Here is a 14,058-nt window from a genome sequence, read left to right on the forward strand (position 1 = left end):
ACCGCCCCGAGCCGGTCACTCGCCGTCGGCGGTGTCGTCGTCGGTGCCGCCGGGCGCGCCCGCGGCGGCCACGGGCACGGCGCCGTCGTTGCCGAACGCACCCCACGCGCCGGCCACGCCGTCGCGGACCGCGGCGAGGCCCAGCACCGCGCTGACCTGGCCGACGAGCGTCTCGCCACCGTCCACGGTCGCCACGTCGCCGAGGTCCTCCGCCCGGAGCCGCGCGAGGTCGCCGTCGTCCCCGGAGTCGGTCGAGCCCACGACCACCTCACCGAGGGCCGCCGAGCCGAGGCCGCTGACGAGACCCGTCAGCAGCGCCGTGGCGGTCGCGTCATCGCGCTCCTCCCCCATCACCACGACGAGGAACGGCACGCGGCCCACCCGCTCGGTCGGCGCCGTGACGAGCTCGCCCGTCTCCATGACGTCGAGGATCGTGCCCGACGTCGTGTCCGCGGCTTCGCCCTCGGGCTGGGTGCTCACGACCGCCCGGCCGAGGAGACGGCCGATCCGCTCGTGCGACGCCAGGTCGCTCGGCACGGCGTCGCCGAGGTCGAGGTCCTCGGTCAGCTGCGTGGCGAGCGAGTCGACCATGCCCTGCTGGTCGGGGCTCGTGAGGTTGGTGCGCCCCTCGTAGCGACCCGCGATCTGCGCGCCGGCGGCCTCGAGCTGCGTGACGACCCCGTCCGTGATCTCCGTGTCCGCCCCCGCCAGGGAGAGCACGGCCACCTGCTGGCCGCTCAGGCGGTCGCCATAGAGCGTCGAGGCCGAGGCCTCGGCGAACTCGTCGCCGTACGCCGCGTGGGCGGAGGAGTCGGAGGTCTGCTGGGGGGCCGGCTCGTCGTCGTCGCGGCCCAGCTCGGAGAGCGGGCCGCCGCCGAGCACCACGCCGACGGCGAGGGCGGCGAAGACGGCGACGAGGGAGGCGACGTGGTGGCGGAACGAGATCACGGGAGGAGTCCTCGGAGGTAGTCGACGACGTCGCGGGACCAGGCGGCGATGTCCTCGCCCCACAGCTGGCCCGCCGGCGTCACGGCGATGGCGGCGACGAGCGCGACGAAGCCCGCGAGCACCAGCAGGAGCAGGTGCACGGGACGCAGGCGCCCGGAGTAGAGGGTCGGCACGGTCGAGGCGTCGACGAGGCGGCGCCCGACCTTGAGCCGGGTGAGGTAGGTGCTGGCCAGGCCGGAGCGCTGGCGGTCGAGGAAGTCGGGCAGCGTGGCGGCGACGCCGACGCCGACGATCACGGACGCCTGCTCGCGGTCGGCGACGAGCAGCGCGACGTCCTCGGCCGTCGCCTGGGTCTGCACCTTGTTGGGGCGCACGCCGAGGCGGTCGAGCTGCGCCGTGGCCTCGCGGCTGATCCCCTCGGGCACGACCGCGATGACGTCCGTCGCGGCCTTCAGCGCCTTCGTCGAGGGCAGAGCGGAGTCGACGCCGCTGCTGAGCACGACGACGTCGGCCGGGTGCCCCGCCTCGAGCAGGTCGTCGGCCGCGCGGTCCACGCCGATCACGACGGGACGCTGCTCGGCCATGAACCGTCGCAGGTCGCCCAGCTCGGCGGCGGAGCTCTCCCCGCGCACCACGAGCACGACCGGTCGACCCTCGATGGCCGTCTCGATCTCCGGCACGCCCTGACCGTGCAGCAGCAGGTCCTGCTCCCGGCGCAGGAACTCGCTGGCGTTGTGGGTGAACGTGTCGAGCTGGCTGGTCAGGCCCTCCCGGGCACCGGCGAGCAGGCGCTGCACGAGCGGCCCGTCGACCTCGCGCCCCTCGGCGAGCAGCGCGCCGTCCTTGTCGGCGGCGTGCACGGCGCCCTCGTGGACGCGGACGTCAGCGCCGTCCCGGATGGTCGTCAGCGCCGCCTCGCCGAGCGAGTCGACGACGAGCACGTCGGCGTCGACGAGCAGCTGGGGACCGCGGTTGGGGTAGCGGCCCGAGATCATCGGCTGCACGTTGAGCACCGCGGACACGCCGGCGTCGAGGAGCGCCTGGGCCGTGCTCGTGTCCATGTCGACGAGGTCGACGCAGGCGACGTCCCCGCTGCGGATGCGGGGCAACAGGTTCGAGACCCGGCGACCGACACGGACGGTGCCGCGGTGGCCGGGGAGGACGTCGGTGGCGTCGGAGCGCGTGCGGAGTCTCATGGCGGGACCATGGTGACAGCGATGGAGCCCCGGATCGCGCACCCCGGGCCGGGCGCGTCGGGTGGCACGGGCCACGGGCCCGGCGGGATCAGCCCGCGCGGGTCCGCGGCCGCCGGGAGCGGCTCGTCGCGGCCGTCGCGAGGAGCTCCCGGGCGTGGGCCACCGCGGTGTCGGACGACTCGAGGCCGGCCAGCATCCGGGAGAGCTCGTGCTCCCGCGCCGCGTCGTCGAGCACGTCGAGGCCCGAGCTGGTGACCGATCCGTCGCTCTCCTTGCGCACCACGACGTGCGTGTCGGCGTACGCCGCGACCTGCGGCAGGTGGGTGACCACCAGCACCTGCTTGTGCACGGCGAGCGCCGCGAGGCGGCGTCCGATCTCGATGCCTGCCTTGCCCCCGACCCCGGCGTCGACCTCGTCGAAGACGAAGGTCGGCACGGGGCTGGTGGCGGCGAGGGAGACCTCGAGCGCCAGCATGACCCGGGAGAGCTCGCCGCCGGACGCGCCCTTCGACAGGGGCCGCGGGTCGCTGCCGGTGTTGGCGGCCAGCAGCATCTCGACCTCGTCGAGGCCGTGGGCCGCGAAGCGCAGCCGCCGACCGTCGACCTCGAGCGGCTCCCGCTCGCCGTCACCCTCGCCGGGCGCGACCTCGACCTGGCGGACGGCGATGCGGAAGCGGGCGTGGGGCATGGCGAGGTGGGCGAGCTCCTCCTCCACCCGGGCCCCCAGGTCGGCCGCTGCCGACGCACGGGCGGCGCTGAGGGCCTGTCCCGCCGCCGCGAGGCGGCCGCGCAGCTCCGCCCGCCGCGCCTCGAGCGCGCCGACGCTGTCGTCGGCGAGGTCGATCTCGGCGAGCCGCCGCGCGGACCGCTCGCTCCAGGCGAGCACGGCGTCGATCGTCTCGCCGTACTTCCGCGTCAGCGCCGTCAGCGCCGCCCGTCGCTCCGAGACCGCGGCGAGCCGCTGCGGGTCGGTGTCGACCCCGGACGCGTACGACGCCACGTCGGCCGCCACGTCCGTCATCAGGTAGCCGACCTCGGCGAGCCGCTGGGCGAGCGCCGCGATGGCCGGGTCGTGCTCGACGACGCCGTCGAGGGCGTGCCGCGCCGCCGCGACGGCCCCGAGTGCGTCCGGCGTCCCCTGCTCGCTCGAGAGCGCCTCGCGGGCACGCTCGGCGGCCGTGCGGAGCTCGTCGGCGTACCCCAGCCGCGACTCCTCCGCCGCCAGCTCCTCGTCCTCCCCCGGCTGCGGCTCCACGGCGGCGATCTGCTCGAGACCGAAGCGGAGCAGGTCGGCCTCCTGGGCGCGCTCCGCGGCGTGGGTGACGACGTCGGCGAGCTCGCGCTCGACGGCGACGAGCTCGTCGAAGACCGTCCGGTACGCCGCAGCCAGCTCCCCGACCTCAGCGGCCCCGAAGCGGTCCAGGGCCTCGCGCTGTGCCACCGGACGGAGCAGCCGGTGCTGGTCGGACTGTCCGTGGACCGCCACGAGCGGGCCGGCCAGCTCGCCGAGCACCGCGACCGGGACCGAGGCGCCGCCGGCGAACGCGCGGCTGCGCCCCTCGGCGGCGATGTTGCGCGCCAGCACCACCCGGTCGTCCTCGGCGACGCCGCCGGCGTCCTCGACCGCCGCGGCGAAGCCACCGAGCCCCGACACGTCGACGACGCCCTCCACCCGGGCAGCTCGCGCCCCCGTGCGCACGGCGCCGGAGTCCGCGCGGCCGCCGAGCAGGAGTCCCAGGGCGGTCACCACCATCGTCTTGCCCGCGCCCGTCTCACCCGTGACGACCGTCAGGCCCGGGCCCAGCTGCAGGGTCGAGGAGTCGATGACCCCGAGCGAGCTGATCCGGATCTCCTCAAGCACCACGACCTCCGTCCCGCGCCTCGCGCTCGCTGCGTCGTCGTTCCGCGGCTCCGCGCCACCCCTCCACGGGGAGCCCGAACTTCGCCACCAGCCGATCGGCGAAGGGCGCCGCGTGCAGCCGCACCAGCCGCACCGGCTGGTCCGAGCGGGTGACCTCGATCCGAGCACCACGGGGCAGGTCCTCGGTGCGGCGGCCGTCGCACCAGAGCACGCCCGCCCCCACGCCCGCCCCCACGCCCGGGGCGACGAGCTCGACGGCGAGCACCGAGGTCGGCGCCACCACCATCGGCCGCGCGAACAGCGCGTGGGCCGAGATCGGCACCATGAGCAGCGCCTCGACCTCGGGCCAGACCACCGGGCCCCCGGCACTGAAGTTGTACGCCGTGGACCCGGTCGGCGTCGCCAGCACGACACCGTCGCACCCCCAGCGCGACAGCGGACGACCGTCGATCTCCACGACGACCTCGAGCATGCGTTCGCGCGAGGCCTTCTCGACCGAGGCCTCGTTGAGCGCGAAGGTGCGCGCGACGACCTCCTTGCCGTGGAACACGGTGACCGCGAGCGCGAGGCGCTCCTCGATGGCGTAGGCCCGCGCGAGGATCGCCTCGATCGTGGTCGCCACGGCGTCGGACTCGGCCTCGGCGAGGAACCCGACGTGGCCCAGGTTGACCCCCAGCAGCGGAGTGCCGGCCGCGCGCGTCCGCTCCGCGGCACGCAGGATCGTGCCGTCGCCGCCGATGACGACCGCGAGCTCGAGCCCGAGGCCCGGCAGCTCGTGGTCCTCCGCGACGTGCACGGGGCCCGGCACGCTCGCGAGCTCGAGGTCGGGCGCCTCGTCGGAGGGGACGACGACGTCCAGTCCTCCGCGCGCGAGCTCCCGCACCATCTCCTCGGCGACCGCGCGCGCGTCCTCGCGGCCCGTGTGCGTCAGCACGAGCACCCGGCGTGGTGCGTCGGTCACGACGACACCTCCTCGCCGTGCTCCGCCTCGGCCAGCGGTCCGCGGGCCACCTCGGCCTCGATCTCGGCGACGCCGATGCGCGCCGGCCCGTGACGCAGCCACACGAAGAACTCGACGTTGCCGGACGGGCCGGGCAGCGGACTGGTGACGACGTCGATCGCTCCCCAGCCGCGGGACGCCGCCGCGTCGGCCACCGTCGCGACGGCCTCGGTGCGCAGCCCGGGCTCGCGCACGACGCCGCCCTTGCCGACCCGCTCCTTGCCGACCTCGAACTGCGGCTTGACCATGAGGGCCAGGTCCCCGTCCGGGTCGGTCACCGCCACCAGCGCGTCGAGGACGAGGGTGAGGGAGATGAAGGAGAGGTCGCCGACGACGACACCGACCGGACCCGCCGTGTGCTCGAGGGTCAGGTCGCGGATGTTGGTGCGGTCACGCACGAGGACGCGCGGATCCTGGCGGATGCTCCACGCCAGCTGGCCGTAGCCCACGTCCGCCGCGACCACCTCGGCCGCCCCGCGGCGCAGCAGGACGTCGGTGAACCCGCCGGTCGACGCCCCGGCGTCGAGGCAGCGGCGCCCCGCCACCGTCAGCCCGCCGCGCGCGCCGAAGGCGTCGAGCGCACCGGTGAGCTTGTGGCCGCCGCGCGAGACGAAGTCAGGGCGGTCGGGATCCTCACGCACCACGATCGCGACGTCGGTGGTCACCCCGGTGGCCGGCTTCGTGGCGACGGCCCCGGAGACCCGCACGCGGCCCGCGGCGATGAGCTCGCTGGCGTGCTCGCGGGAGCGGGCGAGCCGGCGCCGTACCAGCTCGGCGTCGAGGCGCAGTCGTCGGGGAGGCACGGTCAGCCCGCCGTCGTGGCGTCGAGCACGCCGCGCAGCCCGAGGTGCAGTCGCTCGAAGACGGCGACGTGCTCCGCCACCGGGGCGCCGGCGAGGCTCCCGAGCTCCGCGAGCAGGGCGTCCACGTCGTCGTGGCCGGTGGGTGTCGGCGACACGGGTGCCGCGCGGTCGTCGAGGTCGACGTCGGGCGCACCTGGGTTCTCCGGCATGCGTCCGAGGCTACCGGTCGGTCGTCCCCGCGGCGGACGGCGCCACCGGGCTGTGGACAGCGGTCGTGTCCGCAGCCGTGCCCGTCGCGTCGAGGTGCTGCCAGCAGGCGACCGCGACGGCACGCCACCAGTCGGAGGCGGAGCCCTCGCCGTCGACGCGCAGCACGCCGTCGTGCACCGCGGCGCTCCAGCCACCGGTGTCCGCACGGCCCGTCACCCCGTCCCCGGTCGCGCCGGGCGCCACCGCGGGCTGCGGCTCCAGCAGCCCACCCAGGTCCGCTGCGACGTAGGTCGGCCGCTCCTCCGCCGGGCACGCCGCGAGCTCCGGTGCACCGGTGACTCCCGTCATGACGAGGAGCGTGGGTACGCCGACGGCACGGCCCCCGACGATGTCCGTGTCGATGCGGTCGCCGACCATGAGGGCACGCGTGGCACCGCACCGGTCGGTCGTGGTGTCGAGGAGCGGCCGCTCCGGCTTGCCGGCGACGGTCGGCGTCACTCCCGTGAACCGCCGCACCATGTCGACGAGCACGCCGTGCCCGGGCGCCACGCCCATCGGCGTCGGGATGGTGTGGTCGGTGTTCGACGCCACCCAGGGCAGACCGTCGCGGATCCGCACGGACGCCGCCATGATGTCGCGCCACAGCACGTCGGGGCCGTAGCCCGTGACCGCGGCGTCGGCGTCGTCCTCCACGCCGACGGGGACGAGCTCCTCGGCCGCCAGGGCCTCGAGCAGCCCCTCGGCCCCCAGGGCGAGCACGCGGGCACCCGCGCCGTACCGCTCCCGCAGCACGCGTGCCGCCGCCTGCGCCGACGTCACCACGTCGGCCTCCTCGGCCGGCACGCCCACCTCGGCGAGGTGCGCGGCGACCGTGCTGGGGGGACGCGAGGCGTTGTTCGTCACGAAGGCCAGGCGGGCGCCCCGCTCGCGCGCCTCCCCCAGGTACGCCGCGGCTCCGGGCACACCCGCCCGCCCGACGTACACCACGCCGTCGAGGTCGAGCATGACCACGTCGTGCTCCTCCGCCAACGCACCAGAAGTCGACTCCAGCACCACGCACCCCTTCGGTCAGCCTTGCCGCTGCACAATACGATGCGACAGTGGACCCCGCCGACGAGACCGCCGCCCACGCGGTCCGAGGGCCCTTCCGCCTCGCACCGTTCGGCGCGACGCGCCTCTCCCCCGCCCGGGTCGGGGACCCGGCGTCCGCACGCCTGCTCGCACGGCCCCACCGCGCGGTCACGGAACGCATCCAGCGCTGGCGACGCCTGGGCAACCTGACGCAGGACGACGCACCGGCGCTGTACGTCCACGAGTACAGCAGTCAGGGGCTCACCGTCCGCGCCGTGGTCGGCCTGGCCGACCTCGTGCCCGGCACCGGTACGCCGGCGATCCGCCCCCACGAGCACGTCGACCGCCGGCAGGCCGTCGAGCTCGCCGGTCGCATGCGGGCCATGCGGGTGAACCCCGCCCCGCTGCTGCTCGTGCACCGCGGCACCGCGGAAGCGCGCACCGCGATCGACGACGCCACCGACGCCGCCCCGGACACCGACTTCGTCGACCGCGCGGGCCAGCGTCACCAGTACTGGCGCGTCACGGATCCCGACCTCCAGGCACGCCTCGTCGCGGCACACCACGGAGCGGACCTCGTCGTGGCCGACGGGCACCACCGCCTCGCGGCCTACCAGCAGCTGCAACGCACCGAGCCCGGCACGGGCTGGGAGCACGGCTTGGTCATGATCGTCGACCAGACGTCCACGCCCCTCTTCCTCGGTGCCATCCACCGGGTGGTGCGCGGCATCGACGCCGCCGCCTTGGTCGACGCGGCGCGCGTCGCGCCGACAGCACGCCTCCGGGACCTCACCGCCGAGCAGCAGCTCCGGGCGCTCGGTCCGCAGACCATGGTCGTGACCGACGGCGAGCGCTCGTGGGCTGTCGACGTCGACGAGGGGGTCCTTCCGGTGGAGGTGCTCCACCGGGACCTGCTCAGCGTCGTCCCCGACCACACCATCGAGCACCACCACTCCGCCGAGAGCGCACTGGCGCGCCTCGTGTCGCCGGCCCGTCAGGACGAGCCACGCCTCGTGGTGCTCGTGCCCACGGTCGGCTACGACGCGCTCGCCCGCACCGTCGCTGCGGGGCGTCTGCTGCCCGAGAAGGCCACGTCGTTCCAGCCGAAGCCGAGCATCGGCGCGATGATGCGGGTGCTCTGAGCCGTCCTGACCGGGCCGAGCGCCCGTGCCGACGTGCAGAAATGAAAGTAGGGGTTGTCGTGACCCGAAGGTCACGACAACCCCTACTAGAAGAAATGTCCGGCGGCGTCCTACTCTCCCACGACCTCTCGATCGCAGTACCATCGGCGCTGAAAGGCTTAACTTCCGGGTTCGGAATGGGACCGGGTGTTTCCCTCTCGCTATGACCGCCGTAACTCTATTGACTTGACACCCACCCGCCCACCACCAACAACCCCCCACCAACGGGGAACCATCGACGGCTCGGGTGTGCATGGTGTGTTGTCTCAGACACCAGACAGTGGACGCGAACACTCACAAAAAGTTTCTCAATAACGCTTCGGCAGCACACACAGATTCTGCATGTCCTCTTCACAACACCCCACCAACAACCAGTCAGCGTGAGGGGTTTGTGTGGTGATGATGGCTTGTATGACAAGCCCTCGGCCTATTAGTACCGGTCGGCTAGGCATTACTGCTGTACACCTCCGGCCTATCAAACCAGTCATCTACTGGGGGCCTTAACCCATCAAGTGGGTGGGAAACCTCATCTTGAAACGTGCTTCCCGCTTAGATGCATTCAGCGGTTATCACTCCCGAACGTAGCTAACCAGCCGTGCCCTTGGCAGAACAACTGGCACACCAGAGGTTCGTCCATCCCGGTCCTCTCGTACTAGGGACAGCCTTTCTCAAGTTTCCTACGCGCGCGGCGGATAGGGACCGAACTGTCTCACGACGTTCTAAACCCAGCTCGCGTGCCGCTTTAATGGGCGAACAGCCCAACCCTTGGGACCTACTCCAGCCCCAGGATGCGACGAGCCGACATCGAGGTGCCAAACCATCCCGTCGATATGGACTCTTGGGGAAGATCAGCCTGTTATCCCCGGGGTACCTTTTATCCGTTGAGCGACGCCGCTTCCACATGCCAGCGCCGGATCACTAGTTCCGACTTTCGTCCCTGCTCGACATGTCTGTCTCACAGTCAAGCTCCCTTGTGCACTTACACTCAACACCTGATTGCCAACCAGGCTGAGGGAACCTTTGAGCGCCTCCGTTACACTTTAGGAGGCAACCGCCCCAGTTAAACTACCCATCAGGCACTGTCCCTGATCCAGATAATGGACCTAGGTTAGACATCTAGTACGACCAGAGTGGTATTTCAACGTTGACTCCACCCCAACTGGCGTCGAGGTTTCACAGTCTCCCACCTATCCTACACAAGCCGAACCAAACACCAATACCAAACTATAGTAAAGGTCCCGGGGTCTTTCCGTCCTGCCGCGCGTAACGAGCATCTTTACTCGTAGTGCAATTTCGCCGAGTCCACGGTTGAGACAGCGCCCAAGTCGTTACTCCATTCGTGCAGGTCGGAACTTACCCGACAAGGAATTTCGCTACCTTAGGATGGTTATAGTTACCACCGCCGTTTACTGGGGCTTAAGTTCTCAGCTTCGACACCAAAGGCGTCTAACCGGTCCCCTTAACCTTCCAGCACCGGGCAGGAGTCAGTCCGTATACATCGTCTTACAACTTCGCACGGACCTGTGTTTTTAATAAACAGTCGCTTGGGCCTGGTCTCTGCGGCCATCACCGCTACCACCAGCAAGTGGTGTCACGGATCCGGCCCCCCTTCTCCCGAAGTTACGGGGGCATTTTGCCGAGTTCCTTAACCATGGTTCGCTCGATCGCCTTGGTATTCTCTACCTGATCACCTGAGTCGGTTTGGGGTACGGGCGGCTCGTAACTCGCTAGAGGTTTTTCTCGACAGCATAGGATCATCGGCTTCCCCCATACGGGGTCCCCATCAAGTCTCAGGATCGTGATCAAACACAACCACCCGGATTTGCCTAAGTGGTTCCCTACACTCTTAGCCACGGAACAACCATCGCCGTGGTCCGACTACCTTCCTGCGTCACCCCATCACTTGACTACTACCAGCTCGGGTCCCGCGCTACGCCCGCGCGCCTCACCCCGAAGGGATCAGTCACACGGGTTTCGGACGGTTAGCATCACCAGGTTCGTCATGGGCGCTACTTCGCCGGTACGGGAATATCAACCCGTTGTCCATCGACTACGCCTGTCGGCCTCGCCTTAGGTCCCGACTTACCCAGGGCAGATTAGCTTGACCCTGGAACCCTTGATCATTCGGCGCACGTGTTTCTCACACGTGATTCGCTACTCATGCCTGCATTCTCACTCGTGTCGCATCCACGGCTGGATCACTCCGCCGCTTCACCCGCGACACGACGCTCCCCTACCCATCCACACACCCGTTAAGGCTCCTCACTCAAGAGGATGTGAATGCCATAGCTTCGGCGGATGACTTGAGCCCCGCTACATTGTCGGCGCGGAATCACTTGACCAGTGAGCTATTACGCACTCTTTCAAGGGTGGCTGCTTCCAAGCCAACCTCCTGGTTGTCACTGCGACTCCACATCCTTTTCCACTTAGTCACCGCTTAGGGGCCTTAGCTGATGGTCTGGGCTGTTTCCCTCTCGACTACGGAGCTTATCCCCCGCAGTCTCACTGCTACGCTCTAACGCCACGGCATTCGGAGTTTGGTTAACGTCAGTAACCTGGTCGGGCCCATCGGCTATCCAGTGCTCTACCTCCGAGGCGAAACACGTAACGCTGCACCTAAATGCATTTCGGGGAGAACCAGCTATCACGGAGTTTGATTGGCCTTTCACCCCTATCCACAGGTCATCCCCTCCATTTTCAACTGAAGTGGGTTCGGTCCTCCACGCAGTCTTACCCACGCTTCAACCTGCCCATGGATAGATCACTCCGCTTCGGGTCTTGATCGTGCTACTCAGACGCCCTATTCGGACTCGCTTTCGCTACGGCTTCCCCACACGGGTTAACCTCGCAACACAACGCAAACTCGCAGGCTCATTCTTCAAAAGGCACGCTATCACCCCGAACAAGTTCAAGGCTCTAACGGATTGTAGGCACACGGTTTCAGGTACTATTTCACTCCCCGCCAGGGGTACTTTTCATCTTTCCCTCACGGTACTTGTCCGCTATCGGTCACCGAGGAGTATTTAGGCTTAACGGGTGGTCCCGCCAGATTCACACGGAATTTCAGGGGTTCCGTGTTACTTGGGAATACGTCCACACAGCCAGAGCTTTACGTCTACGGGGCTATCACCCTCTACGGCCCCACTTTCCAATGGGCTTCGACTTCGACTCTGGTTTCTTACTGTGCGACCAGCCGGCAGACCGATCAAAACGCACCCCACAACCCCACATACGCAACCCCTGCCGGGTATCACACGTACATGGTTTAGCCTCTTCCGCTTTCGCTCGCCACTACTCACGGAATCACTGTTGTTTTCTCTTCCTACCGGTACTGAGATGTTTCACTTCCCGGTGTTCCCTCCACACACCCTATATATTCAGGTGCGGGTAACTGGACATGACTCCAGCTGGGTTTCCCCATTCGGACATCCCCGGATCAACGCTCGGTTGCCAACTCCCCAGGGCTTATCGCAGGCTCCAACGTCCTTCATCGGCTCTCGGTGCCAAGACATCCACCATGTGCCCTTAATAGCTTGTCAAACAAACCACAACACAACACAACCCCCAATCAAAGGGCATGCGCTGCGAAAAGAAACGCTGCAAAATCTATCGCAAACTACCAAGCACTATTAATAAGATGCTCGCGTCCACTGTCCAGTTCTCAAACAACACACCCACCAACCCCCCACCACCAACCACAAAGGCCAGGTGATGAGACAAAGGAGGCAACCCCACCCCATCAAGGAACGAACCCCTCAAGGATGAAGCCCTTGGTACTGAAGTATCACTCGCGTGATCCCTCAGGACCCAACAGTGCGCCACACAGACAACCAACCACCCCGACGCCCCCCACGTTCCCCACACCACTCCCCAGTCACCCAGGAAGGCTGCAGTACTAGCGAGGAACACCCAGACAACCGGATGCCCTTCATCGACGATTCCACAAAAGAGCCGCCACACAATTAAAAGCCCCCGCACCACGATTGGCACGAGCAGCAGACGTGTGACTGATAAAAGCTCCTTAGAAAGGAGGTGATCCAGCCGCACCTTCCGGTACGGCTACCTTGTTACGACTTCGTCCCAATCGCCAGCCCCACCTTCGACGGCTCCCTCCCACAAGGGGTTAGGCCACCGGCTTCGGGTGTTGCCGACTTTCGTGACGTGACGGGCGGTGTGTACAAGGCCCGGGAACGTATTCACCGCAGCGTTGCTGATCTGCGATTACTAGCGACTCCGACTTCATGGGGTCGAGTTGCAGACCCCAATCCGAACTGAGACCGGCTTTTTGGGATTCGCTCCCCCTCACGGGATCGCAGCCCTTTGTACCGGCCATTGTAGCATGCGTGAAGCCCTGGACATAAGGGGCATGATGACTTGACGTCATCCCCACCTTCCTCCGAGTTGACCCCGGCAGTCTCCTATGAGTCCCCACCACCCCGAAAGGCGTGCTGGCAACATAGGACGAGGGTTGCGCTCGTTGCGGGACTTAACCCAACATCTCACGACACGAGCTGACGACAGCCATGCACCACCTGTACACCGGCCAAAAGGAGGCCACATCTCTGCAGCTTTCCGGCGTATGTCAAACCCAGGTAAGGTTCTTCGCGTTGCATCGAATTAATCCGCATGCTCCGCCGCTTGTGCGGGCCCCCGTCAATTCCTTTGAGTTTTAGCCTTGCGGCCGTACTCCCCAGGCGGGGCGCTTAATGCGTTAGCTGCGGCACGGAACCCGTGGAATGGATCCCACACCTAGCGCCCAACGTTTACGGTGTGGACTACCAGGGTATCTAATCCTGTTCGCTCCCCACACTTTCGCTCCTCAGCGTCAGGTAATGCCCAGAGAACCGCCTTCGCCACCGGTGTTCCTCCTGATATCTGCGCATTTCACCGCTACACCAGGAATTCCATTCTCCCCTGCATACCTCTAGTCTGCCCGTATCGGAAGCAAGCCAGGTGTTAAGCACCTGGTTTTCACTCCCGACGCGACAAACCGCCTACGAGCCCTTTACGCCCAATAATTCCGGACAACGCTCGGACCCTACGTATTACCGCGGCTGCTGGCACGTAGTTGGCCGGTCCTTCTTCTCCCCTTACCGTCACTTGCGCTTCGTCAGAGGTGAAAGAGGTTTACAACCCGAAGGCCGTCATCCCTCACGCGGCGTTGCTGGATCAGGCTTTCGCCCATTGTCCAATATTCCCCACTGCTGCCTCCCGTAGGAGTCTGGGCCGTGTCTCAGTCCCAGTGTGGCCGGTCACCCTCTCAGGCCGGCTACCCGTCGAAGCCTTGGTGAGCCACTACCTCACCAACAAGCTGATAGGCCGCGAGCACATCCCTCACCACTAAACGCTTTCCACCACACCCCATGCGAGACGTGGTCATATCAAGTATTAGCCGCAGCTTCCCGCGGTTATCCCTGAGTGAGGGGCAGATTACTCACGTGTTACTCACCCGTTCGCCGCTCGAGTACCCCGAAGGGCCTTTCCGCTCGACTTGCATGTGTTAAGCACGCCGCCAGCGTTCGTCCTGAGCCAGGATCAAACTCTCCATTGAAAACAAAACACGAGAAAACCCGTGCTTCAACAATAAACAGAGCCATCTTCCTGACAGAAACAAACACCGACATCCATATAGACATCGATATCATCGTCTCTACCAAAGAAACATCAACCCCACCCAAACAACCAAAGCTGGCCACCGAGCAGAGCCGACGAGGCAAAAACAAACAAACTAATTCGTCGACTTATATGACACACTGTTGAGTTCTCAAGAATCACACGCGCACCGCTT

8 protein-coding genes and 3 rRNA genes are annotated in these 14,058 nt (G+C 67.3%); 1 reads left to right on the forward strand and 10 read right to left on the reverse strand.

Annotated features, from left to right (window positions below):
• Positions 1–15 precede the first annotated feature (15 nt).
• The 7 genes from G3T38_RS09580 to G3T38_RS09610 all read right to left on the reverse strand — a co-directional run bounded on the left by G3T38_RS09580 (position 16) and on the right by G3T38_RS09610 (position 7,071).
• On the reverse strand, positions 16–948 hold the full coding sequence (locus G3T38_RS09580) for a copper transporter (protein ID WP_163772055.1): 933 nt from the start codon (positions 946–948) through the stop codon (positions 16–18).
• Complete coding sequence (steA, locus tag G3T38_RS09585; RefSeq protein ID WP_163772056.1) at positions 945–2,144, reverse strand: putative cytokinetic ring protein SteA; 1,200 nt, start codon at positions 2,142–2,144, stop codon at positions 945–947. Before steA ends, G3T38_RS09580 begins: the two co-directional genes overlap by 4 nt.
• 88 nt (positions 2,145–2,232) lie before the next feature.
• Positions 2,233–4,005 carry a DNA repair protein RecN gene (gene recN / locus G3T38_RS09590; RefSeq protein WP_163772057.1) on the reverse strand — a complete coding sequence of 591 codons (1,773 nt, stop codon included), beginning with the start codon at positions 4,003–4,005 and terminating at the stop codon, positions 2,233–2,235.
• Positions 3,998–4,966 (reverse strand): NAD kinase, encoded by a 969-nt coding sequence (locus tag G3T38_RS09595; RefSeq protein ID WP_163772058.1) that lies wholly within the window; start codon positions 4,964–4,966, stop codon positions 3,998–4,000. The genes recN and G3T38_RS09595 overlap by 8 nt, the downstream gene beginning before the upstream one ends.
• Positions 4,963–5,808, reverse strand: coding sequence for a TlyA family rRNA (cytidine-2'-O)-methyltransferase (locus G3T38_RS09600; RefSeq protein ID WP_163772059.1), 846 nt, complete (start codon positions 5,806–5,808; stop codon positions 4,963–4,965). Before G3T38_RS09600 ends, G3T38_RS09595 begins: the two co-directional genes overlap by 4 nt.
• A gap of 2 nt (positions 5,809–5,810) precedes the next feature.
• Positions 5,811–6,017 (reverse strand): hypothetical protein, encoded by a 207-nt coding sequence (locus G3T38_RS09605; RefSeq protein ID WP_163772060.1) that lies wholly within the window; start codon positions 6,015–6,017, stop codon positions 5,811–5,813.
• A 10-nt stretch (positions 6,018–6,027) separates the two neighbouring features.
• A complete protein-coding gene (locus G3T38_RS09610) occupies positions 6,028–7,071 on the reverse strand; it encodes an HAD-IIA family hydrolase (protein ID WP_338037568.1) in 1,044 nt (347 codons plus the stop codon).
• A 47-nt stretch (positions 7,072–7,118) separates the two neighbouring features.
• Between G3T38_RS09610 and G3T38_RS09615 the strand changes: the two genes are divergently transcribed.
• Positions 7,119–8,231 (forward strand): DUF1015 family protein, encoded by a 1,113-nt coding sequence (locus tag G3T38_RS09615; protein WP_163772061.1) that lies wholly within the window; start codon positions 7,119–7,121, stop codon positions 8,229–8,231.
• A 97-nt stretch (positions 8,232–8,328) separates the two neighbouring features.
• On the opposite strand, the gene rrf is transcribed toward G3T38_RS09615, so the two are convergent.
• The 3 genes from rrf to G3T38_RS09630 all read right to left on the reverse strand — a co-directional run bounded on the left by rrf (position 8,329) and on the right by G3T38_RS09630 (position 13,821).
• Positions 8,329–8,445 (reverse strand): 5S ribosomal RNA (gene rrf / locus G3T38_RS09620).
• A gap of 235 nt (positions 8,446–8,680) precedes the next feature.
• A 23S ribosomal RNA gene (locus G3T38_RS09625) occupies positions 8,681–11,809 on the reverse strand.
• Between the two features lie 486 nt (positions 11,810–12,295).
• Positions 12,296–13,821, reverse strand: a 16S ribosomal RNA gene (locus G3T38_RS09630).
• The 16S, 23S and 5S rRNA genes sit together here, the layout of an rRNA operon.
• Positions 13,822–14,058 lie beyond the last annotated feature (237 nt).

It is taken from the genome of Nocardioides zeae, assembly GCF_010686755.1.
GTDB classification, from domain to species: domain Bacteria; phylum Actinomycetota; class Actinomycetes; order Propionibacteriales; family Nocardioidaceae; genus Nocardioides; species Nocardioides zeae.